The 23,320-nt window shown below is 39.2% G+C and carries 24 protein-coding genes, 1 other RNA gene and 1 pseudogene; 13 read left to right on the top strand and 13 right to left on the bottom strand.

What is annotated here, in order from left to right; translation table 11 throughout:
• Positions 1–85 precede the first annotated feature (85 nt).
• Entirely contained in the window at positions 86–1,582 is a 1,497-nt protein-coding gene (locus G6W42_RS00425; RefSeq protein WP_194172516.1) for a C69 family dipeptidase, read from the bottom strand.
• A 201-nt stretch (positions 1,583–1,783) separates the two neighbouring features.
• Here G6W42_RS00425 and rpmI point away from each other — a divergent pair, with 201 nt between their 5' ends.
• Positions 1,784–1,975 (top strand): 50S ribosomal protein L35, encoded by a 192-nt coding sequence (gene rpmI / locus G6W42_RS00420; protein WP_012000969.1) that lies wholly within the window; start codon positions 1,784–1,786, stop codon positions 1,973–1,975.
• 99 nt (positions 1,976–2,074) lie between these two features.
• Positions 2,075–2,431 (top strand): 50S ribosomal protein L20, encoded by a 357-nt coding sequence (gene rplT / locus G6W42_RS00415; protein WP_004317321.1) that lies wholly within the window; start codon positions 2,075–2,077, stop codon positions 2,429–2,431.
• A 401-nt stretch (positions 2,432–2,832) separates the two neighbouring features.
• Here the strand turns inward: rplT and dapF are convergent, their stop codons facing one another.
• Positions 2,833–3,576: a diaminopimelate epimerase gene (dapF, locus tag G6W42_RS00410; protein WP_194172515.1), complete on the bottom strand. Its 744-nt coding sequence runs from the start codon at positions 3,574–3,576 to the stop codon at positions 2,833–2,835.
• Positions 3,577–3,651: 75 nt separating this feature from the next.
• On the opposite strand from dapF, the gene G6W42_RS00405 reads away from it, so the two are divergent.
• A complete protein-coding gene (locus G6W42_RS00405) occupies positions 3,652–4,272 on the top strand; it encodes a DNA alkylation repair protein (RefSeq protein WP_194172514.1) in 621 nt (206 codons plus the stop codon).
• Here the strand turns inward: G6W42_RS00405 and coaE are convergent.
• On the bottom strand, positions 4,262–4,864 hold the full coding sequence (gene coaE / locus G6W42_RS00400) for a dephospho-CoA kinase (RefSeq protein ID WP_194172513.1): 603 nt from the start codon (positions 4,862–4,864) through the stop codon (positions 4,262–4,264). The two genes, G6W42_RS00405 and coaE, sit on opposite strands and share 11 nt — an antisense overlap.
• Before the next feature lie 79 nt (positions 4,865–4,943).
• On the opposite strand from coaE, the gene purM reads away from it, so the two are divergent.
• Genes purM through G6W42_RS00385 form a run of 3 tightly spaced genes read left to right on the top strand, consistent with a single transcriptional unit; the run spans position 4,944 to position 6,572 of the window.
• On the top strand, positions 4,944–5,927 hold the full coding sequence (purM, locus tag G6W42_RS00395) for a phosphoribosylformylglycinamidine cyclo-ligase (protein WP_194172512.1): 984 nt from the start codon (positions 4,944–4,946) through the stop codon (positions 5,925–5,927).
• Positions 5,927–6,151: a hypothetical protein gene (locus tag G6W42_RS00390; RefSeq protein WP_194172511.1), complete on the top strand. Its 225-nt coding sequence runs from the start codon at positions 5,927–5,929 to the stop codon at positions 6,149–6,151. The genes purM and G6W42_RS00390 overlap by 1 nt, the downstream gene beginning before the upstream one ends.
• A 1-nt stretch (position 6,152) precedes the next feature.
• Entirely contained in the window at positions 6,153–6,572 is a 420-nt protein-coding gene (locus G6W42_RS00385) for an RDD family protein (protein WP_194172510.1), read from the top strand.
• A gap of 335 nt (positions 6,573–6,907) precedes the next feature.
• Here the strand turns inward: G6W42_RS00385 and G6W42_RS00380 are convergent, their stop codons facing one another.
• Complete coding sequence (locus G6W42_RS00380) at positions 6,908–7,342, bottom strand: hypothetical protein (RefSeq protein WP_194172509.1); 435 nt, start codon at positions 7,340–7,342, stop codon at positions 6,908–6,910.
• Positions 7,343–7,455: 113 nt separating this feature from the next.
• Here G6W42_RS00380 and ffs point away from each other — a divergent pair.
• Positions 7,456–7,553, top strand: an RNA gene (gene ffs / locus G6W42_RS00375) — signal recognition particle sRNA small type.
• Here the strand turns inward: ffs and G6W42_RS00370 are convergent.
• The 5 genes from G6W42_RS00370 to dnaA form a co-directional block, all read right to left on the bottom strand.
• Positions 7,540–8,775, bottom strand: a complete 1,236-nt coding sequence (locus G6W42_RS00370) for an HD domain-containing protein (protein ID WP_194172508.1) — start codon at positions 8,773–8,775, stop codon at positions 7,540–7,542. The genes ffs and G6W42_RS00370 overlap by 14 nt on opposite strands.
• Entirely contained in the window at positions 8,775–9,434 is a 660-nt protein-coding gene (gene queF, locus G6W42_RS00365) for a preQ(1) synthase (protein WP_242042343.1), read from the bottom strand. The genes G6W42_RS00370 and queF overlap by 1 nt, the downstream gene beginning before the upstream one ends.
• 53 nt (positions 9,435–9,487) lie before the next feature.
• On the bottom strand, positions 9,488–11,797 hold the full coding sequence (gyrB, locus tag G6W42_RS00360; protein ID WP_194172507.1) for a DNA topoisomerase (ATP-hydrolyzing) subunit B: 2,310 nt from the start codon (positions 11,795–11,797) through the stop codon (positions 9,488–9,490).
• A 17-nt stretch (positions 11,798–11,814) separates the two neighbouring features.
• The gene (dnaN, locus tag G6W42_RS00355) at positions 11,815–12,882 is read right to left on the bottom strand and encodes a DNA polymerase III subunit beta (protein ID WP_194172506.1); all 1,068 of its coding nucleotides are present in this window, start codon (positions 12,880–12,882) and stop codon (positions 11,815–11,817) included.
• Positions 12,883–13,035: 153 nt separating this feature from the next.
• A complete protein-coding gene (gene dnaA / locus G6W42_RS00350; protein WP_002940543.1) occupies positions 13,036–14,346 on the bottom strand; it encodes a chromosomal replication initiator protein DnaA in 1,311 nt (436 codons plus the stop codon).
• Between the two features lie 122 nt (positions 14,347–14,468).
• Here dnaA and ruvC point away from each other — a divergent pair, with 122 nt between their 5' ends.
• The 6 genes and pseudogenes from ruvC (at position 14,469) to G6W42_RS00325 (ending at position 19,406) form a co-directional block, all read left to right on the top strand.
• Complete coding sequence (gene ruvC, locus G6W42_RS00345) at positions 14,469–14,948, top strand: crossover junction endodeoxyribonuclease RuvC (RefSeq protein ID WP_103567041.1); 480 nt, start codon at positions 14,469–14,471, stop codon at positions 14,946–14,948.
• Positions 14,949–14,964: 16 nt separating this feature from the next.
• Positions 14,965–15,654, top strand: a complete 690-nt coding sequence (locus G6W42_RS00340; RefSeq protein WP_194172505.1) for an MOSC domain-containing protein — start codon at positions 14,965–14,967, stop codon at positions 15,652–15,654.
• Between the two features lie 105 nt (positions 15,655–15,759).
• Positions 15,760–16,491 (top strand): annotated as a pseudogene (locus G6W42_RS10775) (PDC sensor domain-containing protein); the annotation flags it as partial.
• 57 nt (positions 16,492–16,548) lie between these two features.
• Positions 16,549–17,685 (top strand): methyl-accepting chemotaxis protein, encoded by a 1,137-nt coding sequence (locus G6W42_RS10770; RefSeq protein WP_430640585.1) that lies wholly within the window; start codon positions 16,549–16,551, stop codon positions 17,683–17,685.
• 97 nt (positions 17,686–17,782) lie between these two features.
• Entirely contained in the window at positions 17,783–18,298 is a 516-nt protein-coding gene (gene luxS, locus G6W42_RS00330) for an S-ribosylhomocysteine lyase (RefSeq protein ID WP_012140684.1), read from the top strand.
• A gap of 1 nt (position 18,299) precedes the next feature.
• Positions 18,300–19,406, top strand: a complete 1,107-nt coding sequence (locus G6W42_RS00325; RefSeq protein WP_194172503.1) for a DNA adenine methylase — start codon at positions 18,300–18,302, stop codon at positions 19,404–19,406.
• Positions 19,407–19,408: 2 nt separating this feature from the next.
• Here G6W42_RS00325 and thyX read toward each other — a convergent pair whose 3' ends face one another.
• The 4 genes from thyX to G6W42_RS00305 form a co-directional block, all read right to left on the bottom strand.
• Entirely contained in the window at positions 19,409–20,035 is a 627-nt protein-coding gene (gene thyX / locus G6W42_RS00320; RefSeq protein ID WP_194172502.1) for an FAD-dependent thymidylate synthase, read from the bottom strand.
• 92 nt (positions 20,036–20,127) lie between these two features.
• Positions 20,128–22,572: a flagellar hook protein FlgE gene (gene flgE, locus G6W42_RS00315; RefSeq protein WP_194172501.1), complete on the bottom strand. Its 2,445-nt coding sequence runs from the start codon at positions 22,570–22,572 to the stop codon at positions 20,128–20,130.
• 115 nt (positions 22,573–22,687) lie between these two features.
• Positions 22,688–22,960, bottom strand: coding sequence for a type II toxin-antitoxin system RelE family toxin (locus G6W42_RS00310; protein ID WP_196779918.1), 273 nt, complete (start codon positions 22,958–22,960; stop codon positions 22,688–22,690).
• Positions 22,960–23,250, bottom strand: a complete 291-nt coding sequence (locus G6W42_RS00305) for a hypothetical protein (protein ID WP_194172500.1) — start codon at positions 23,248–23,250, stop codon at positions 22,960–22,962. Before G6W42_RS00305 ends, G6W42_RS00310 begins: the two co-directional genes overlap by 1 nt.
• Positions 23,251–23,320 lie beyond the last annotated feature (70 nt).

The raw sequence follows: 23,320 nt of genomic DNA, 5'->3' as shown, positions 1-23,320 counted from the left end.
GTAGTGAATTTTTGTCGCATTATAAACGCTTTTTACCAAATTTTTGTTTAAATTTGGGCGCTACTAAATTTCACGCCCAAAACTTTTAGTCTTTTTTACCTTTATTTAGGGATTTTAGCTTAGCGTCCATGTCGGCTGTAAGCATAGTAAAGACCTTGTTTGTAAGCTCCATAGTTAGGTCTTTAGCCTCTTGCATTGTCTTTTTACTAAAGTCATTTAAGAGTTTGTCAGCCTTTTTTTTATCTTTTTTATAAAGCTTGACATATTCATCTTCAAATTTAGCCTGTTTTACCGCCAACTCTTTTTCAAATTTAGCGTAGGCCTCTTTAACCACTGGCGAATACTTCTCATAGTCAGTCATCACAAGGGTTTGAAGCTTTCTATAAACCCAGTATATCGAAGTATCGTCAGCATCGTATGAGCCGTCTGAGTAGCCTTTTATAAAGCCATCAAGCCCCTCGTAATACGGCAAATAAACGCTAAGATCAGCCATACCAAGAGCTACGTAGGTCACGCGGCCGATCTCTTTTGGTAGCCAAGGGCGCACCTGCATGACGTGAGACTCGTATGTTCTAAAGACGCTTATAGCTCGGTAGATGTTTTTCTTATCTTCATCTTTACTAACGTAGTTATCAAACGGCGTGCCGTCGTAGTGGGCTCTCATCGCAGCTTTTAGGTCTTCAACGCTTAGTTTTTTCTCTGGTTTTAAAAATACTGGAAATTTCTGACCATCAGCAAAGTCTTGTTTTAGGCTTGGATTAAACATGCTTTGCACCCAGCAAACACGTGGGTAGTTGTAAGTCACATCTCTTTCATCGTCCCTTGTATAGGCCTTTGTAAAGTTAAATTCGCCATCTTTTGCAGGGTCATAAGTCTTGTTGTCAATCGCAAATTTGATCACATCTTTTGCACCCATGAAATTTGGATCATTCTCTTTGTAAGCGTGAAGTCTGCCTTGGTTTGCAGTGACGAAGTATTCATCTTGTGGGATCTTTGAAGCGATCCACTTGTGCCCTGTGCCTGTTTCAAAGTACCAAAGCTCATTTGCGTCGATAAATACCACACCAAAGCCCTCTCCAGCGCCTTTTGTCTCAACTATCTCGCCAAGAAGCTTAACACCCTCTTTTGCGCTCTTCATACGTGGCAAAAGCACGTCTGGGATGTCGTCCTCGGTGATACCAGTCTCTTCGTTATATGGGTCGATCTTTAAAAGCTCGTCTTTTGCGTAGATAGTCTCAGTGCCGCTTAGTCCAACGCCAGCCTCGTTGTAGCCGACTGCTCCGTGAAGCTTTGTGTGTGAATTTGCGATAGTTGTATATCTCATACCATCTTTTGGAAGCGGATATGTAAAGTCATTTGCGCCGTCATGGGCTTTTGAGCTATGCATACCAGTTTGGTTTTTCGTAGCTGGATGGATCAAAAAAACTTGAGCCTTTATAGCCTTGCTGTCTGCGCTTCTAGCCACTAGCATAGAGCCGTCGTTTGAAGCTTTATCTCCTACTAAAATGGTAGTGCATGCCAAGCTACTTGTGCCTAAAATCGCACTCATAGCGACGATCGATGCGAGAATTTTGCCTTTCATTTTTACTCCTTTAGTAAAATAAAATTTTCATATGTAATTATATGCCAAATTTAATAAGTTAGTTCCGATTTTTAAAACTTTTTTAAGTTAAATGTAAATTTATTGCAAATTTTGTCTAAGTGAAATTTAAATTTTCTAAAGGATTTTTCGCTATAATCCAAATCTTACGCACTTGCGTATAAAATTTCAAAAAGGATTAGCATGCCAAAGATGAAAACCGTTCGCGGTGCTGCTAAGCGCTTTAAAGTAGGTAAAAATAAGATAAAAAGAGGCTCTGCTTTCAGAAGCCATATCTTAACAAAAAAACCTAGTAAGCGCATGAGAGATTTGCGTGGCCCACAATACGTGGACAGCACAAATGTCCCAGCCGTTCGCAAAATGCTCGGCGTATAAGCAGCTGTAGATTTAAGTTTTTGACAAAAAGTCATTCAAACTCCCCCAAATTTAGGGGCAAGACTCACTTCGTGAGCGCCAATTTGTAAAAGGATAAATATGGCAAGAGTAAAAACAGGCGTGGTTAGAAGAAGACGCCATAAGAAAGTTTTAAAGCTAGCACGTGGCTTTTTCAGTGCTAGACATAAACACTTTAGAAAAGCTAAAGAGCAACTAGAGAGAAGTTTAGTTTACGCATACCGCGATAGACGCCAGAAAAAACGTGATTTCAGACGTTTATGGATCGTTCGTATAAACGCTGCTTGCAGACTAAACGACATTAGCTATTCAAGATTTATCAACGGCTTAAACAAAGCTAAGATCGAACTTGATAGAAAAATTTTAGCTGATCTAGCTATGAATGACGCGAAGGCATTTGCGGCACTTGCAAAACAAGCAAAAGATGCTTTGAAATAACACCTTTTCTCCGCTTCGGCGGAGATCTTCTTTTTTTATGCACCTTAAAATTTAATAACAAAAACTCTTTGTTTTACACAAAATTTGATATGAAATTTAGCCCGCGACTTTTACAAACTACTAGCCAAATTTAACTACCAGCAGACAAAATAGCTAAATATCAAAGCAGTGTTTAAAAGATCCAGTAAATAAAATTTCGGCGGAGATTTTTTACATCCCACTAAATTTCATATAAATTTATTCTCGAGATATTTAAGTAGCTAAACTCTTAAATGGTTTGTATTTAAATTTTAAATCAATACCACTATAAATTTAGCTAGCTGTTGGGCGTAAAATTTGATGGAATAAATTTATTGTTTGCTCTGACTAACCCGAAGCAAGCACAAAAACTTGCTCTAAAGCTAAATTTCAATACTCGTATCAAAGCAGTGTTTCACGGCTCCGCTAAATAAAATTTTACCTTTTTCTAGCCTAAGACCAAGCTCTTCGCCGCTTTTTGGATAGACTTTTAGACATTGCGCTGCGTTTAAATTTAAAGTAGCACCATAAAAGCAAGCTGCCATACCAGTGCCACAAGCTAGCGTCTCGTCCTCCACGCCCCTTTCGTAGGTTCTCACCTTTAAAACTCCGCCATCAAATTTGGCTAAATTTATATTTGCATTGTATTTTTGACGAAGCGCCCTGCACTCTTTTAGGTCAAATTCATCTAAATTTTGTGTGAAATTTACAAGATGTGGCACGCCAGTATCGTAAAAATACCAAGTTTTGCCACCTTCATTTAGTGGCTCGCTTAAAATCTTTGGACTTGTTAGCACGATCTCGACACACTCATCTTTCACGCTCGCCATCACCTCGCCGCTCCCAGTTAGCAAGGCAAATTCGCTCGAACTTACAAGGCCGTTTAGATAGGCATATCTAGCAGCCGCGCGCGAGCCGTTGCCACACATCGCAGCGTAGCTTCCGTCGCTATTGTAAAACTCCCATTTCACGCCCTTTTCGTAAGGCAAAAGCACGATGAGCCCGTCAGCTCCCACGCCATTTGTTCGGCTGCAAATTTGCCTTGCTAGCTCGCTTCTATCTTTGCTTAAAAATGTGTGAAATATGACAAAATCATTGCCGCTAGCGTTATACTTTGAGACTTGCATGAGCCGTCCTTTTATTTTTTGCGTGATTTTACTAAAATTTAGGTAAGAGTTTTTAATAAATTTAAAGGAGCTGTTTTGAAGAGCTACATCTTAAATTTAGAAAAAGAGTTTTCTCTCACAGAAAATGGCTTTAAAGAGCAAGAAAGTAGGGCTTTGGCTGACTATAAAGCAAAGGGAGCTGCGCACTGCAAAGAGCTGGCACGTCTAGCATATAGCTCGGAAGTCTATCAAGTGCGGATGTATGCGGTTTTTCTCTTTGGACACCTATCGGATCGTGAAGAAATTTTGGCATTTATGAGAGATGAAGTTTCAAAAGATGAAAACTGGCGAGTTCAAGAAATTTTAGCAAAGGCGTTTGATGAATTTTGTAAAAAAGTTGGCTACGAGCAGGCACTTTTTGTCATCGATAACTGGCTAAAAAATGGCAACGCAAATGCAAAAAGAGCCGTAAGCGAGGGGCTTAGGATATGGACAAATAGACCTTATTTTAAAGATAACCCAGATGAGGCCATTTGGCGGCTAGCCAGTTTAAAAGACGATGCGAGTGAGTATCTTAGAAAGTCGGTTGGCAATGCCCTAAAAGATATAAGCAAGAAATTTCCAAATTTAGTAAAAGCCGAGCTAAAAAGCTGGGATCTCCGAAGCAAAGAGGTCGCTTATACATATAAATTTGCTAGTAAATTTATCAAGAAATAGCGCAAATTTGCTTTAGAAATTTCTCTAGCTCCAGCTCTAAATTCTCCCTGTCATTGCTATTATCGATAACAAATTTTGCCATTTTTCGCTTTTGCTCGATATCCATCTGAAGCTCTACTCTAGCTTTTGCATCCTCTAAGCTTAGAGCGTTTCGACTCATTAGACGGCTTAGTAAAAGCTCTTTTGGCGCGTAAATCACAGCTACATTTTTAAACTCGCTGTAACGCTCCTTTTTTTCAAAAAACAAAGGAATATCGACAAAATAAACCTGCTCCAAGCGCTCAAGCTGCGAGGCTTTGAAAAAAATTTCAGCCTTTATCTTTGGATGCAAAATTTGCTCTAAATTTTTAAGCTTTTTTGGCTCGTTAAAGACGATGGCGCCCAGTTTTTTGCGCTCTATTTTGCCAATCTCATCTAAAATTTGCTCGCCAAAAACTTCTACTATCTCGCCTTTGCAAATTTCAAGCTGCTCGTGAGCGATCGAGTCCGCGTCTATCACGCTAAAGCCTCGCTCTTTTAGTAAATTTACAACCGTGCTTTTGCCACTGGCGATCGAGCCTGTGATGACGTAGGCATTTGGAAATTTCTGCAAAGTCGCTCCATTTTTGAAAATTGATAACAATTTTAGCAACTTTTGGCTAAAGTTTTAAAAAATAACCAAAAGGGCGAAAATGATAAGTTATAAAGATGCCGGAGTCGATATAGATGCTGGAAATAGCTTTGTTGAGGCGATCAAGCCTTTCGTAAAATCTACGCAAACACCAAACGTCATAGGCGGCATCGGATCATTTTCAGGTGCGGTCAGACTGCCAAGCGGATATAAAAATCCAGCCATTTTGGGTGCCACAGACGGCGTTGGCACGAAGCTTCGCCTAGCTATCGACGCTAAGAAATTTGATGGCGTGGGCGAGGATCTAGTCGCTATGTGCGTAAATGACCTCATCTGCAACTTCGCCACACCGCTCTTTTTCCTCGACTACTATGCGACTGCAAAGCTTGAGATAGAGAGTGCCAAAGAGGTGGTAAAAAGCATAGCAAATGGCTGCAAAAAGGCGCAGTGTGCGCTGATAGGCGGTGAGACAGCCGAGATGCCGTCGATGTATGAAAAGGGTGACTTTGACCTTGCCGGATTTGCCGTGGGTATCGCTGAGGCTGACGAGATCGATAGGAGTAAATTTGTAAAAGCAAGCGACGTTTTAGTCGCACTTCCAAGCAGCGGCCTGCACTCAAATGGCTTCTCTCTTGCAAGAAAAGTAGTAAGCGAGCTTGGACTTAAATTTGATGAAAAAGTGGGCGATAGAGCGCTCATCGACGTGCTTCTTGAGCCAACTAGAATTTACGTGAGCGACTTTTTAAGATTAAAAGATAAGACCACAGCGATGGCGCATATAACGGGTGGCGGCATAGTTGAAAATTTGCCTCGAGTTTTCCCTGCTGGACTTGGTGCAAAGGTACAAAAAAGCGCTGTAAAAACGCCTGAAATTTTTAAAATCATAGCGCAAAAAGTAGAAAATAGCGAGATGATGAGAACATTTAATATGGGCGTTGGCATGATCCTTGTTGTGCCTAAAGAAAACGTTGATGCAGTCCTAGCAAATAGCGATGGCTACGTGATCGGCGAAGTGGTAAGTGGCAAGGGCGTTGAGCTAGTTTGATGCAAGAATTTAGCTTAAAACGCCTGCTAAAAACCAAAAATAAGAGCTTTTTTAACCTTAGCGTCTATCAGTTTTTAGGTATATTTGGCGTGCTAGAGAGTGATATTAAAAAGCTTGATCTTTATAACCACTGGTGCGAGGTCTCACGAGGATCAGGCGTGCTGCCTATCATGAAAGACAACGGCGAAAAATTTAGCCGTATCTACATAAACACAGGAAAGTAACTTGGCAAAACAAAAGGCAAAAATCGCACCGATCTGGGCTAGAGTAAAGGCCTTTATCATCGATCTTTTTATCATCGGTATGCCGATACTTTACGCCACGACTTACCTTTTGCTTGACGGCAAAGAGGCGTTTTTGCAAAACCAGCTTGCGATCTTTGGCGTAAATAGCCTCATTTCATTTATAATGTGTCTATTTTTTAGCATAAAGGCGCAAACTCCAGGCTACAAAGCGCAAGAAATTTATCTCATAAATTTACAAACTGGCAAAAAACTAGGCCTTTTTCACGCGATCTTGCGCCAAATTTGCTTTGCATTTGCAGGCTTTAGCATCATCGGACTTTGCCTTTGTTTTTTTAGAAAAGACAAGCTAAATTTACACGACATCATCACCCATTCAGCCGCCGTGCAAAAAGTAGCTTAAATTTACTTTGCTCTGTGCCAAAGTAGGCGGTTTTTGCCTAGCTTTATCTCTTTTATAACCTAATAAATATAGTCTTTTTTAGGCACTTGTCCTTTGCCAGGTAGCAAGAAGCTACAATCCCATATTACTCATCATAAATTAACTAATCTATGCGCTTATTACTTTTTATCTTTGTAAAATCCTGCTTTTTAAAATTTATACAAAGTATAAATATAAAATTTCAGTCGCTTTATCGCAAGATAATGTACCTTTTTCAATGTAAATTTAGCTGATGAAGTATTGTTATTTTTACTTTACTATCTTAGAAAAAAATTTGATTAAATTTATGGTGAAATTTAAGCGCTTTGTGAGTAGAGTTTAACCTCGTTTATCAAAAACTCATAGACTCTTTGCTGTACTAAAATTTCCTCCTCGCAGCCACTCATCAAGCGGCGAAGGTGCGAAAAGTCTATCTTTTTAGCGTATCTTTTGTGATCTTTCATATCTTTATCTATGCTTAAAAGAAGCGTGTCAAGCGTGATCCTGTCGTTTCTTTTGGCCCTTGCGACATACTCTCTAACGGTTTGGATTAAGAAGTCTTTTCTAGTCTGATCGTTTTCATAAATTTCACTTACGATGTCGTTTAAAACGCAAAAATCATCCTCGTCTGGGTCAAATTTAGCCGAGATCATTGCGGCAAAAATTTTGGCACGAAACTCTAAAGACTTGTGATGATAGATGAAAAAATCCCTAAAGGCCGATAAAAAACGAAGTTTGATCTTTCCTGACATTGCCCTACTTTTGGTGAAATTTATGCGAGATTATATACTTTTAAAGCTAAATTTTTAAAAATGTAACTATAAAACTAAATTTAAGTATAGTTTTTGTATGATTGCGAAGCTCCTTCTTAGACCTGTGCAATGCTTTTTATGAGCACCGCTTCAGGGTGGGAACACAGCAGAGCACTTGTATTAAGTGTGTGCCGCAGTTATCTGAGAGGGGGTCTTTCTAAACCAAAATGTTCATTAAAATCATCGCAAATTTCTAAAAAATCCACTCCGTCGATCTTAGGTTTTTCACTAAAAAATTTATACATATTATTAAAGCCGTCAGTTAGCTCTTTAGACTTGACACCGTAGCTTATGGAAATTCCAGCTTCGATGTAGGCTGAGAGCTTGTCGCAGTATTTTAACGCTTTGCCGTCTATTGGGTTAAATTTATCCTCATTTACGTTCTCCATAGTCCCTTCGTGGCAGATGATCTTGCGCTCGAATGTTCTATTTTCAAACTCATCTTTGATAAATTTCTCGCCATCTTTTCTAATACCAAGGATGTAGCTAAACTCATCTCTGATCTTTTCAGGCACAAATGGCAAAATCCTCTCATCAATAAGCCTCATCTCATACTCGCTGATGATCTCATTTAGCCCCTTTACGCCGTATTTTACAGGGCTAATGATGTCGCGTGTGAGGCTCTCTGGCAGGTCGTGAAATAGTGCGCAAAAGAAGTTATTTTCTAGGCGTTTTTTACAAGCTTTTGCTTTTAGTGAGTAAAAGTAGCTAAGTATCGCAACAACTAGCATATGTCCTAAGACCGCAGTTTCAGGGATACGAGGCGTTTGTGCCCAACGCTTTTGAAACCTTAGCCTGCCACTCAGATCAACAAGGCGAGCTAATTTTTGATTCATAGCGATCTTTCTAACGCCGATTAGCTCGTAATAATCCTCCATCTCCTCCTCAACCTTCGCCTTAAGCTCGTCGATATCGCTTAAAAACTGGCTCGTTTGATAGACGATAGAAAATTCCCACCTCGTGGCAAGATAGCTGGCTGCTTTTAAGATGAGGCGCTCTTTTTCGTGGCTTTTGTCGTTTTTATAGTGGTTTTTAAACCTCTCCAAAAACTCGCCACCTTCGATATCTGAGATGAGCGTCTCAAGGTTACTTAAAACCCAGCTATTTATCTGCTCTTTTTTTGTCTTTTGAATGTGATGAAAGACGTCAGGGCGTATGTCTGTGACTACGACCCTGCTTAAAAACTCAAAAATTCCAGCCTCGATGATGTAGTTCATGTCGACATTTTGCTCTTGTTTTGCTATGAAATAAGCGATGATAAATTTATGAGCCTGCTTGTCAAGCTCGACTAAATTTGTCATCTTTGGATAGTCGTTCCAACGTGATATAGATGCTGCTTTAAAGATATGTTCTATAAGCTTAGCACTTATCATTATTTATCCTTTTTGACTACTTTTGGCTTCTTATCATCTGCGTAGCTTATCTTTCTAAAGCCCTCTTTGTTTGAGCTTCTTCTTGGTTTGTCATCTTTTTTAAATTTATCATCTCTGCCACCTCTGCTGCCACCAGCCCTACTGCTGCCCCTGCTACTGCCACGATCGCTCGTGCTACGTCTTTCACGTGGCTTATCACCAAAGCTACTTCTCTCTCTAGTTCTTGGAGTAAATTCTTTCTCCTCAACTGGCTTTTTCACTACTAGATCAGAGCTGATCTCGATAACCGTATGGACATTTCCACGTGGGTTAAAGTCGCCAACTATCTTCATAAATTTAGGCTCAAGCTTTTTCTCTAAAACAGAGTAAATTTCATTTATACTATCTTCGTGGCTGATGTTGCGGTTCATAAAGCTATTTATATAAAGCTTTATCGCTTTTAGCTCTACAACTAGCTTGTTTGGGATATACTCAAGGTATATGGTCGCAAAGTCAGGATAACCAGAGCGAGGGCAAAGGCAACAAAACTCAGGCAGAGTGATCTTTATGACATAGTCCCTTGTTTGTTTATTTTCCCAGACCTCAAGGTCACTCTCTACGTCAAATTCTTTCAAAATTTTCTCGCCGTATTTCATCTCTATCTCTAGCTCTTCGCTCATTCTTTATCCTTTATATTTTTACTAACCAGGTCAAATTTAAATTTGATCACCTTTTAAATGTCTAAGTGTTTAACGTCTTTTGCGTGGTCTTGGATGTAGTTTCTTCTTGGCTCGACCTCATCGCCCATAAAGAGATTAAACGTGTCAGAAGCACTTATAGCGTCGTTTATATCGATCTTTAAAAGTCTTCTGTTCTCAGGGTTCATAGTTGTCTCCCAAAGCTGCTCAGGGTTCATCTCACCAAGACCTTTATAGCGCTGGATATATGCACCTTTTTTCGCATTTTTCTCTACTTCATCAAGCACGTCTATAACGTCACTATGCAAGTCTAGGCCGCGCTCTTTTATCTTTTGGCTGATGTAAAGTGCCTCTTCATAGAGTGGATTTGTAAATAAATTTTCATTTACCACAAGCTCTTCTAGGCCGCTCTCTGTTTGGACGTAAATTCTAATCTCATCTTCGCTAACGTAGTGGTTTAGGATGTTATGACCTTCAGCTTTTAAGAAGTCTCTTAAAATTTCAAAAATTTCATTGTAGCTTTTTGAGACTATGTCTGGATTTTCTATCATATAGCGGATCGCTGAAAGGACGTTAAAGCGTTTTTCAAGCTCTTTTAAAACGCTTCTATAAGCTGCAACGATCTTTAAGAAATCAATCAAATCCGCGCTACCGATACCCTCTATATCAACGCCCTCGATACCAGTTTCGATAAGAAATTCGTTTAGTGCCTTTTCATCTTTTAGATAAATTTCTTTCTTACCTTTTTTATAGCGGTAAAGTGGCGGCTGAGCTAGATAGATGTGGCCGTTTTCTACAACTTTATTTAAAAATCTAAAGAAGAAGGTTAAAAGAAGCGTCTGGATGTGGCTACCATCGACGTCGGCATCGGTCATGATGATGATCTTATGATATCTAAGCTTTTCAGAGTCAAATTCATCTCCGATACCGCAGCCTAGCGCTGTTATCATATTTTTTATCTCGTCAGACTTTAAAATTTTATCCAGTCTTGCCTTTTCAACGTTTAGAATTTTACCCTTAAGCGGCAATATCGCTTGAAAAACTCTGTCACGTCCCTGCTTAGCAGAACCGCCCGCAGAGTCGCCCTCCACTAGGTATAGCTCGCTAATTACTGGGTCTTTGCTCTGGCAGTCAGCTAGTTTGCCAGGGAGCGTGCCTACGCTCATGCTCTCTTTTTTACGAGTTAGATCCCTAGCTTTTTTAGCAGCTTCTCTACCACGAGCTGCCATTAGAGCTTTATCCATTATCGCTCTTGCTTCGATAGGATTTTCTTCAAAAAACTTTGTAAGCACGTCAAAAACCATCTTTTGAACGATAGGTTTTACGTAGCTTGAACCTAGTTTGCCCTTTGTTTGTCCCTCAAACTGCGGTTCTGGCACTTTCACGCTCACAACTGCGATAAGTCCCTCGCGGATATCTTCACCAGTTATCTTTGTATCTTTTTCACGTGCAGCAGCATTTGCTTGAACGTAGTTTGTGATGACTCTTGTAAGGCCTGCTCTAAAGCCAGCTTCGTGCGTACCGCCATCTGGAGTTTTGATGTTATTTACAAAGCTTAGTAAATTTTCACTATAAGTGTCGTTGTAAAGCAGGGCAAAATCAACCATAACATCATCTTCGCCGCCGCTAAATGATACTGCTTTACTAACAGCATTTGCTTTGTTCATATCAGTTACAAAGCTCTCTAACCCGCCCTCGAAATGAAAGCTCTCACTTCTGCCATTTCTTTGATCTTTAAAATTTATAGTTATCTTTGGGTTTAGATAGGCTAGCTCACGAAATCTTTTTACTAAAATTTCATCGTCAAATTCAGTCACTTCAAATATGCTATCATCTGGCCAGAACTCAACCTGCGTACCTGTGCGGTTTGTAGTTTTTATCACTTCAAGATCGCTTTGAGGGATACCTTTTGCAAATTCTTGTCTATGAAGCTTGCCATCACGTTTGATATTTACGATTAGCTTTTTAGAAAGGGCATTTACGACAGATACACCAACACCGTGAAGACCGCCAGAGACCTTATAAGTGTCCTTGTCAAATTTACCACCAGCGTGAAGCACAGTTAGAACAACAGTCGCAGCTGAAATTTTCTCAGTCGGGTGCATATCTACTGGGATACCACGGCCATTATCGCTAATGATCGCTGAGCCTTCACGTGTAAGCTCAACATCTATCGTATCGCAGTATCCTGCCATCGCTTCGTCGATAGAGTTATCAACGACTTCGTAGATCATGTGGTGAAGACCGCTTATGTTAGTATCACCTATATACATGCCTGGGCGCTTCCTAACCGCCTCAAGCCCTTTTAGTACTTTAATATTTTCTGCGCCGTAATTATTTTCCATCATAAACCTTTTTTAACTTATATATTTAATGGACTTATAACCGTTAGAAGCTCTTTTGAGCTAACAACGAAAGGTAAATTTTTATCTTTAAATCCAAACTCAAATTTCTCATCTTCTATGCTTTGTAAGAAGTCTATTAAATTTCTATTTTTTACATTTATACTGATATCTTCTTCAAGTCCTGTTTGAAACTCTATCATCGTTTTTGCCTCAGAGTTGTCCTCTATGATGCTCTCAAATGTTATGCTCTCTTTTGAAAAAGTTATCTTCATCTGATCGCTTAGCATTGAGATAGTTTTGATGCCTTCAACCATCTTATCTCTGCTTAGCTCAAATCTTATAGCGATATCTTTTGGTATAACACGCTCATAATCAGGGAATTTGCCATTTATCAGTTTTGTGAAAAACTCAAAATTTTGGCTTTGAGCGATTAGGACGTTTTCATCATAGTAAATTTCTATCTTGTCAAAAAATAGCTTTTGAATTTCATTTATCGCTTTTTTAGGGATGATCAGTGAAAACTCATTGCTCGCTTCATTTGCAAATTTAAATACAGCTAGCCTTTTTGTATCGGTACCTACTATATTTATATAGTTTTGTTTTATATCTAGTAAGGCGCCGTTTAGCTCAAATTTAGGGTTGTTGCTATCGATGCAAGGTAAAATTTTCTTTAAGCTTCTGCCTAGCATTATGGCGTCTATGTCAAATTTAGCCTTGCCTTCTATCGTTGGAAACTCTGGGAAGTCTTCAAATTTATACATTGGAAGTTTGTATTTTGAGTTTTTTTGTTTGATGTAAAGATAGTTATTAACAGTTTCAAGCATTACCTCTTCATCTTTTAGGCTTTTTATGATGTCAAGTAGCTTTTTACCATTTGCAGTCGCATAGCCTTCATCAACGATCTTTGCGTTGCTTAGTTTATATGCTAGTCCTATCTCGTGATCAGTTGCTTTTATGTTTAAAACTCCATCTTTTGCAGAGATATAGATGTGAGAAGTTATAGCACTAAGATCTCTTTTTTCGAGATATGGATTAGTGTTTGTTACTATGCTCTCAAGCATGTTTTTGTTTATTAAAACCTTCATTAAATACTCCCTCTTATTTTTAATTTTCTTTTTGTTGTATTAGTTGGTAGCGTGAAAGTGTGAAAACCATCTTTTCTCACGCCAGCATCGTTATTTAAAATGTGAAAAGAATTTTTCATTTCTTCACATTTATTCACGAATTTCATTCTGTTTTTATCCTTTTGTTAAAATTTTGTTCTTTATCTCAGTCACTCTGAGGTTGAAAATTTCGTTGCTCTCCATGAGCTCGTTTATCTTTTTTATGTTGTGACTAACGGCGCTATGGTCTTTCATACCAAAATAGTTTGCGATTTGTGGCATTGAATTTGTTGTAAGCATCTTCGCAAGGTAGATGATGATACGTCTAGCCTCGACGATGTTTTGCACTCTTGACTTGCTTTTTATGTCGCTTGGCTTGATGTTTAGCTCTTTGCTCACGATCTCTATAATGGTCTCTAAATTTATATTTTCATGCTTCTCTTTGATGAGATCTTTTAGTGTGTTTTTAGCAAATTCAAGCGTTATCTCAACTCTCATCAAACTTGCATAGGCGTTTAAATTTATGATAGCGCCCTCGATCTCACGGATATTATCGCCCATATTTGTAGCGATGTAGTCGATTACTTCTTTGTTTAGATAAATTTTGTCAAATTCACATTTTTTGATGATGATAGCTATCTTTGTATCAAGCTCAGGCGGCGTGATATCAGCCATTATGCTTTGTTCAAACCTAGACTTTAGCCTCTCATCAAAGCCTTTTAGTATCTTTGCTGGGCGGTCTGAGGTCATGACGATCTGACCTTTTTTGGCGATGAGCTCGTTAAAGGTGTTGAAAAACTCCTCTTGAATTTTATCGGTTTTACCTAGAAATTGTACGTCGTCTATTAGTAAAACGTCGCAGTTTCGGTACTTTTCACGAAATTTAGTCATCGAGTGGCTATTTAGATGCGTGGTAAAATCAATCATAAACTGATCGCTCGTCACGCAGATAACGACTTTGCCTTGATCTAGGCAGTAGTTGCCAACTGATTGAAGCAGGTGTGTCTTACCAAGGCCAGTTGTGCCATAGATAAAAAGTGGGTTGTAAAGCACTCCAGGCTTGTCTGCAACTGCCTTTGCGTTTAAAAATGCAAACTGATTTGAGTCGCCGCAGACAAAATTTTCAAATGTATATCCAGGGTTTAAAATGCTGCTTTGTGCCTTGATCTGCTTTACATTTACTTGGTTTTGCTTTATATTTTTTAGCTTTGTTTGGCTAGTTATCTCGACTTCTGGCTTTTTGCCGGTTTTTACTTCGTAAAGGTAGGCGATCTTTTCTGCATATCTAGTTTTTATAAATTTAGCCATCAACTCACTCGTGGCGTTAAAAACTATAAAATCTTCGTTTGAAGCCTTTTCGTTAAATTTTAATTGTTTAATGTAGCAGTCAAATTCATTAGCGGATATTTTTGTCTGTAAAAGCTCTAAAATCTCGTCTGCTAGCAAATTTAAACCCTTTTGAAGTAATTAATTTTATTAGCGATTTTATCTTAAATTTAATAAAACCTTTGTTAAACTCCGACAAACTTTTTCACGGCGTGAAAAAGTCGTGAAAAAGTATTGAAAAGATTGTGATGAAAATTTTAGGAATCGATCCAGGCACGAAAAATTGCGGTTACGCGATACTTGAAAAGAGTAAATTTAAAACTACTCTTCTTGAAGCTGGGCTTATAAAGATAAAGCCAAACACGCTTCAATACCAAATAACAGAGCTTTGCGAGGGGCTTGATCTCATCTTTAAAAATCATAAATTTGACGAGGTCGCGATAGAGGACATCTTCTTTGCTTATAACCCAAAAACGGTCTTAAAGCTAGCTCAGTTTCGCGGGGCGCTTAGTCTTAAAATTTTGCAGCTTCATGGGGATTTTGCCGAATATACGCCGCTTCAGGTGAAAAAAACGGTCACTGGCAAGGCAAAGGCTGACAAAGAGCAAGTGGCATTTATGGTGAAGAAAATTTTAGGCATAAACAAAGAGATAAAACCCCTTGACATCACCGATGCTATCGCGATCGCGCTAACTCACGCGAATAATTTAAGAATAAACTAAATTTGATAGGAAAAATATGGCAACACTAAAAGCTTTACTAATAGGAGATGTGAAAAACTACGGCTCGCAAAATGCGACTGATAAGCTAAATTTACCTTGGAGCTCAGCTATTTTTAAAGTAGCTCAAAATGGCGAAATTTTCGCAAATGAGCTTGGTTTTGAGGGTGATAGCGTCGCTGATACGAAGCATCACGGCGGCCCTGAAAAAGCAGTCTTTGCAAATTCATTTGCAAACTACGCCGAGTGGGAGAAATTTTTAGGATTAAAAAATATGGCTTATGGGGCGATGGGAGAGAATTTATGCGTTGATGGGCTTGATGAGAGTAGCGTCTGCGTGGGTGATATCCACAAGATAGGCTCGCTCGTGCTTCAAGTCTCACAGCCTAGAAAGCCATGCTTTAAGCTCTCAAAAAGATGGGGCAAGGAAAATTTAGCCACTCAAATCTTTGAAACAGGCCTTACTGGCTGGTACTACCGTGTTCTTACGCCAGGCTCGTGCAAAGCAGGCGACGTGATAGAGGTTGTAGAAAATGACCCAGTTCATATGAGCATTTTAGAGATAAATAGGCTATTTTACGCACCAAGTGAAAATTTAAATTTACTAGAGAAATTTAACGCCCTCACCACTATTACAAATAGCTGGCATGATGATATGAAAAGACGCATCGAGGGAATTTATAGCACCGAATTTATGAGAACACTATAAACATTTATACTTTTGCTCCGATTTTGTTTTGCAAATGGATTTCAAACAAAATTTAAAGGAGCAGAGGTGTTTCGTTCTATCACAAATAAGATAGCACTAGCCTTGATGATTTTACTCATCATCTCGTTTTGTGCTATCTCGGCGGTTAGTTATTTTACTTCAAAGGACAAGATCGTTGAGCTTGTCAGTGGCAAAGAGGATCAAGTCCTTAAAGATATAAAGAGTGTTGCAAACACTTTTTTTGATGAAAATTTAGAGTATATCAAGAAAATTTCATCAGTCGTTGAGAGCGCTCAAAGTGGCGATGAGATAATGAACTTTGTCTTATCAGAGAAAAAGGTCGCAAACTCTGCAGTGAGCTATATTTATTACGGCGATGAGGATGGACACTTCTTCCAATCAGATGGTAAAAGAACAACCGTAGCTGACAACTACGACCCAAGAACTAGAGGCTGGTATAAAAACACAAAAGAGAAAAATAAAGAAATTTATACCGAGCCAAGGGTCACTTCTGCAAATGATCTTGTTATGAGTTTTACTGCTCCTGTTACTAAAAATGGTAAATTTGTTGGCGTTGTTGGTATAGATATAGATGTAAAAAAAGTTAGCGACAAGATCATCGATATAGGCAACACTGGCGATGGTGGATATGCTTATGTGATGAGAAAAGATGGCACAATACTCTTTCATAGTGAGGCTTCTAAAGTCGGTACAATCTCACCAGCTACAAAAGTTGTTTCAGAAAAGTATAACAATAAAGAATTTGACGAAAATGGTCTAATAGCTTACAAAAACTCTAAAAACCAAGATGTAACGGCTAAAATTTTACCTATCAACGAAGATGGCTGGTTAGCAACCGTTGCCATAGGTGCGGATACTTTTTCAAACCATACTATGCCTATCTTAAAAGCTCAGCTAATGCTTGCAGTGCTCTTTATAGTTATACTCTCAGCCATTGTTTTCGTGCTACTAAAACGCTCGCTTAAACCTATCGGGATTATACAAGAGAAGCTTTCTGATACCTTTAAATTTATCACCTATGAGAGCAGTACTGCCCCAAATAAGCTAGATATCCACACGACTGATGAATTTGGCGTGATGAGCGAAGAGATAAACAAAAACATAGACAAAGTCTTAGCTGGTATCCAAAAAGATAACACTATGCTTGAAGAGCTAAATGTAGCTGCAAATAACATGATAAGAGGAAATTTAGGCGTCAAACTAAGTGAAAATCCAAACAACCCATCACTTATCAAGTTAAAAGATTTATTAAACACTTTCTTTAACTCTATCAGTCAAAATTTAGGCAGCGTCATAAATATCTTAAATTCATACTCAAAGAACGACTACACCGCTAAGATCGAACTAAGTGATAATATAGAAGCTGATTTGAAAGCTATGATAGTTGGCATAAATAACGCAGGCGATGCTATAAGCGCTATGCTAAATAGCAACCTAAATCAAGCTCAAATTTTAGAAGAAAAGGCAACGATGCTTGCTGAGTCTATGAGAAATTTAACTGAGGGTGCGAGCAAACAAGCTGACTCTATCCAAGAGAGCGCGGCTGCGGTTGAACAGATGAGTAGCTCGATGAATGCTATCTCGCAAAAGACAGGAGACGTCATAAGACAAAGTGAAGAGATCAAAAATATCATCGTCATCATCCGTGACATCGCTGATCAGACAAATTTACTAGCTCTAAATGCCGCCATAGAAGCAGCTCGCGCAGGTGAGCATGGACGTGGCTTTGCGGTCGTGGCTGATGAGGTTAGAAAGCTAGCTGAAAGGACACAAAAAAGTCTAGGCGAGATCGAGGCAAATACAAATGTGCTAGCTCAGTCAATCAACGAGATGAGTGAATCTATAAAAGAGCAAGCTGAGGGCATAAATATGATAAATAGAAGTGTCGCTCAGATAGATAACGTCACAAAAGAAAATAGAAGCGTTGTTAGTAACACAAACGACGTAACTAGCGAGATAGACGGCATGGCAAAGGTCATACTAACAGACGTTAGAAAAAATAAATTTTAATACCCAAAAATACTACTAGGCTCATGTAAATTTACGTGGGCCTTTAAATTTTAAATCTTTTTTACGCTAAAATTACCAAAAATTTAAAGGAGAATATATGCCACTACTTGATAGTTTTTGCGTAGATCATGTGAAGATGAAAGCCCCAGGAGTTAGACTAGCAAAGAGTATGAAGACCCCAAAAGGCGATGATATCAGTGTTTTTGACTTGAGATTTTGCAAGCCAAATGAGGAAATTTTGCCAGAAAAGGGCACTCACACTTTAGAACATCTTTTTGCTGGCTTTATGAGAAACCACCTAAATGGCAACGGCGTAGAGATCATAGACATCTCGCCGATGGGTTGTAGGACTGGCTTTTATATGAGCGTGATCGGCACACCTAGCGAAGAAGCTGTAAAAAAGGCATGGCTAGCCTCTATGAAAGATATATTAGAGGTCAAAGATCAAGATAAAATCCCAGAGCTAAATAAATTTCAATGCGGCACTTACAAGATGCACTCACTTGATGAGGCGCACGCCATAGCAAGCAAAATTTTAGCACAAGGCCTAGTCATCATAAACAACGACGAGATCAAGCTTGACGTTGATGCTATGGGACTAAAAAAGCACTGATTTGAAGCCAGTAAAACAAGAAAATCAAGCCTATCTAAAAGAGCAAATTTTAACCTATCTTGGTAACAAACGCTCTCTTTTAGGCTTTATCGAGCGAGGCGTAAAATACGCAAAAGACGAGCTTAAAAAAGAGAAGCTTAGCTGCTGCGACCTCTTTAGCGGAAGCGGCGTGGTGGCTAGGTTTTTAAAGCAAAATAGCGAATTTTTAGTCGCAAACGACTTGGAGCTTTACAGCTTCATCACAAACTCATGCTACCTGCAAAACGCCACAAATGAGCTAAAAAATGAGATAAATTTCTGGCAAAAAAAGCTTGAAAAAGAGATAGAAGATAAGCTTTCTGAGGGTTTTATAACAAGGCTTTATGCACCGCAAGATGATGAAAATATCGCTTTTGGCGAGCGGGTCTTTTACACAAAGAAAAATGCCATATTCATCGACACTGCAAGAAGGCTCATAGATGAGATATTGCCAGAAGAGATGAGAAAATTTTTCATAGCTCCACTACTTTATAATGCAAGCGTTCATGCAAATACGAGTGGAATTTTTAAAGGTTTTCATAAAAATAAAGAGGGCATCGGTCAGTTTGGTGGCAGGGGGCAAAACGCCATCTCAAGGATCACTTCTGATATAAATTTGACTAAGCCTATCTTTTCAAATTTCAGCGTGCCATTTGAGGTCTATCAAAAGGACGCAAATTTACTGGCAAAAGAGCTTGATGGGCTTGATCTAGTCTATCTTGATCCGCCTTATAACCAGCATCCATACGGCTCAAACTACTTCATGCTAAATCTCATCGCAAGCTATGAAGAGCCAAGTAAAATTTCAAAAGTTTCAGGCATCGCAAAGGACTGGAACAGGTCAGTTTTTAATAAAAAATCATCAGCGAGCGAGGCATTTTTCGAGCTGATAGCAAATTTAAAGGCGAAATTTGTGCTTATCTCGTTTAACTCAGAGGGCTTTATCAACCAAGATGAATTTGACAAAAACCTAAATAAAATGGGCAAAGTTCATCTACTTCGCCAAAAGTATAATGCCTACCGCGGCAGCAGAAATTTAAAAGCTAGAAACATCCACGTAGACGAACTTCTTTACGTTTTGGAAAAGTAAATTTAACCCTCATCATCTGGCAAACACTTCTCAAAGATAAATTTATGCTCTTCAGGCAAGGCGTCATAGATAGCATTTGCTAAATTTCTTATCTCCCAAAGGGCTGATTTTGAGCTTCTTAGAGAGATGAAATTTTGCAAGCTTCTAGCGTTTATGCTCCATGTAAGCTCTGTTTTGTAGCACTCTGGCAGGCAGTATTTAACTATATCAAGGCTCTTTGTTGTTGAGGTTAAAATTTCACGTAAGTTTTCAAGCGCTTTTATGCTTGCGTTATCGACCACTTCGTCATTTGTTAGCACGATAAATTTAGCCGCTCGCTCAAACTGCCCTACTTCAAATTTCTCCTCTTTTTTTAGCTCTTTTAGCGTGTAGCGGGTTGATTTGACGCTTAGGCTTGCTACGCGGTGGCGGGCTAGCTCTTGAAGTAGTGCGCGCGAGATGCCTTGGATGTAGAAGTTGTAGTAAAGATGCTCCAGCGTTGATGCGTGTTTAAATTTATTACCTACCCTATCTATCAGCTCGACGTCTTTTTCTCCGCCATTGTCGCCTTTTTCAAAGCTTTGCCAGCATGTGCGGATCGCGTGAGAGCAGATATTTAGTGGAGTGTGATTTAGAAGTGTTACTTGCATATTTTCTCTTTTTGTGAAATTTTTTAGCATTTTACAAAAAGAAGGCTGATTTTATTTGTAAATTTAAAAGGGAGCGAGCGCCCCCTTTATGATTATTGTTTTAGTTGAAGAAGTGTGTTTAGCATCTCGTCGCTTGTTGTGATCGTTTTTGAGTTTGCTTGAAAGCCTCTTTGGATGACGATAAGATCTGTTAGCGCACGGCTTAGATCGACGTTACTAGCTTCTAGTTTTGAAGCTGCGATCGTGCCTTTATCGCCTGTGCCTGCTGCACCGATGACTGCTTCGCCTGAGTTTGCAGTTTGTGAAAAGACGTTTCCGCCCTCACTTTGAAGACCCTCGTTGTTTGTAAAGCTAGCAAGTGCCACTTGAGCTAGGCCAAAGCTTTGTCCGTTTGAAAATGCACCGATGATAGTGCCAGTTTCGTCGATCTTTAGGTCATTTAGTGTGCCACCTGTGTAGCCATCTTGTGAGATAGACTCAGTTGAAGAGTCTTTATCAAAGCTTGTTAGTCCGTTAAAGTCTGTTCCTAAGCCAAAATTTAAACTAACGTTTTGACCACTTTGTGAGCCGTTGTTAGCTGAAAATGTTATCGTAGCTGGGTGAAAGCTAGCAAGTGAGCCATTTGAGTTAAATCTCAATGAACCAGTTACGACGTTGTCTGGACCCTCACCTGTGTAGTTTATCTTAGCAGGCTCTGGCACTTGGATGATCATATTCCACTCTGTACCACCATCTGTTGTAGTACCTGTCTTTGCCCATCTGATACTAACTGTGTGTTTTGAGCCAAGTGAGTCAAAAATTTCAGCTGTTGAGCCATGGCTTGACATCATCATCTTACCGCTCGCTCTTAGTGCTTGACCTGGGCTTAGTGCGCCATCAAGTGCTTTCATGATGTTTGTAAAGCGAACGTTTTCATTGACTGCTGCGTTGTTTGTGCCTTGAGCTGGTTTTGTAAGACCAGTTGTAGTCATATAAAGTGCTTGATCAGCCATTTCGTTTGTAGGGTTTTCTAGTTGAAATTGACCTAGTTTATTTACAGTGATCTTTACGCCGTCGTTTGTATCATCTCCAGCTGCTGCTTGAAGTGCTGCGATACCGGCTGCGTGTTTTTGATCAGGCGTGCCAGCTGCTGCTGCATAAGCGTTGTTATATGCTAGTGCATAAGCTGGATTTGTTATAGCTGCGCCACCTGTGCCTGGAGCTACCTTGTGAGCAGCAGTTGCAAGTTTTGCTGCATCAAGAGCATCAGAATTTGCTCTTATTTGACCATCGCCGTTATAATCAACGTGGTTTCTAGCATCCTCTTGCATAGCTGCACGAAGATCTTCTGTTGTTGTTATTTGTCTTGCGATTTTGTCGTTATTTGGGTGAACAGCTGTTGTTTGTGAGCTTGTATAGACATATTGATAAGCTGTTATGATATCTTTACTAGCTAGACCGCCAACTGTGTTTCCAGCATTTACTGTTAGGTGGATGTTTTTTGTCTCTTCGGTTGTACCTGAGTTGTTTCTGTTTATAAGTGTTAGTTTGTTACCCTCTGAAATTTCAGCTCTAACACCAGTTTTGTTGTACTGAGCGTTGATAGCAGCGGCAACGTCACTGATACTTGTCATCGTACCAGCTTGAGTTTTGATATTTTGTCCATTTAGTGTTATATCAAGTGTAGCTGGTGGGTTGATCTGACCGATATTTTGTGCTAGAGCGCTACCTACTGAAAATTTCTCAGTCTTAGCATTTGCGTAGCTTACCCAGATACCTTGTCCATCTCTTAGTGCAAGTCCGTTTCCAAGCTCGTCAAATGTAACACCAAGATCGACGCCACGCTCTGTTAAGATTTGCTCGTTTCTTGAGTTTGTATAAAATTCGTCGTTGTTTGTATCGTTTTCGTTATGAACTTCGTTGGCATTTAAAATTCCATCGTTATTGTAGTCACGTCCGCCAGCAACTGAATCAAGAGCGTATATAGGCGTGCTTCTTTGACCGATGCTGTTACCTGAGTCGAGGTTGCCTTTTATTTTAACTTCTGTTGTCGCTCTTGCTGGAGTTGTAAGACCTTCTTTGATGACGATGTTGCTTATAGGGCCTGTTGAGTCGATAGTGCCAGTCTCATCATCTCTAGTCCAGCCTTGAACGATGTATCCGCTGTTGTTTACGAAGTTACCAGCCTTATCACGAACAAAGTCGCCGTTTCTTGTATAGTATCTTGTCGTTCCGCCATCTGGAGATACGACAAAGAAGCCATTTCCTTGAAGAGCAAGGTCGGTTTGCTTAGTAGTGTCTGTTAGTGTGCCTTGTGAGAAAATTCTTGTAGTTGAGTTTATGGTCGTTCCTAGACCTATTTGCATAGCGTTTTGACCGCCTAGCTGACCTTGTGGAGCGGTAGCTACTCTTGGAGTTTGGCTTAGTATATCAGCAAAATTTGCGCGGTTGTATTTAAAACCATAAGTATTGACGTTTGCGATATTGTTGCCTTCTACGTCCATGGCTATCTGGTGGGCTTGTAGGCCTGAAACACCAGACCAAAGTGATCTCATCATGAGCTTATCCTTTTTTCTCGTTTTAAAATTTTTATAATCTTTCAAAGCAAAAGATGTTCCAAAATTTATATCGGCAAAAAGAGAAAAATTTGAAAATTTTTATAGGTTGTATTTTTTAGTATGCTTTTTCTCGTGATGAAATTTCTATTATTTCAATAGTTAAAATTTCATCTTGTTTAAGCCCTATTATGCGGTAATGTATGCCAACCCTCCAGCGCCAGCGGTTATCATAACCTTGCATCTTTTCTGCGTTATTTGTTGCAAAAGGATTTTCTATTTTTTCGAGTTCTTTTAGAAAGATGCGTATTTTTAGAGCCGCTCTTAGATCGCCTTTTGAAATTTTATCTAGCTGTTTGTCGGCAGAGCGTTTAATGACTATTTTATACACTAAACGCCCATTTCAGTTTTAACTTCAGCTATTAGTGCTTCTTGCTCCATTTTTGAGAGTTTTTTAAATTCTATATCGAGTTTTTTTATGCTTGGAGATTGTAAAAGTTCATAATCTTTTGGCTCATCAAGTTTGCTTTTTATCTTTTTTTTAAGATAAAGGATTAGTTCTGATTGTTTTTTTAAAGTATTTTGCAATGAATTTAGTTTTTTTTCCTCTTTTTCAAGTGAATTAAACAAAGCTTTACGTGTCATCGTCTCGTATTTTGCATAATCAATGTTTGTTTGCATCGCATTTTCCTTTAAATTTTTTAATGATTTTAGCACATATATTTAAAATAAATTTGGCGCTTTTAACGCC

It is taken from the genome of Campylobacter concisus (assembly GCF_015230015.1).
GTDB lineage: Bacteria > Campylobacterota > Campylobacteria > Campylobacterales > Campylobacteraceae > Campylobacter_A > Campylobacter_A concisus_AF.
The sequence above is the reverse complement of the archived record's forward strand: the minus strand, read 5'-3'. Positions and strand labels throughout refer to the sequence as shown.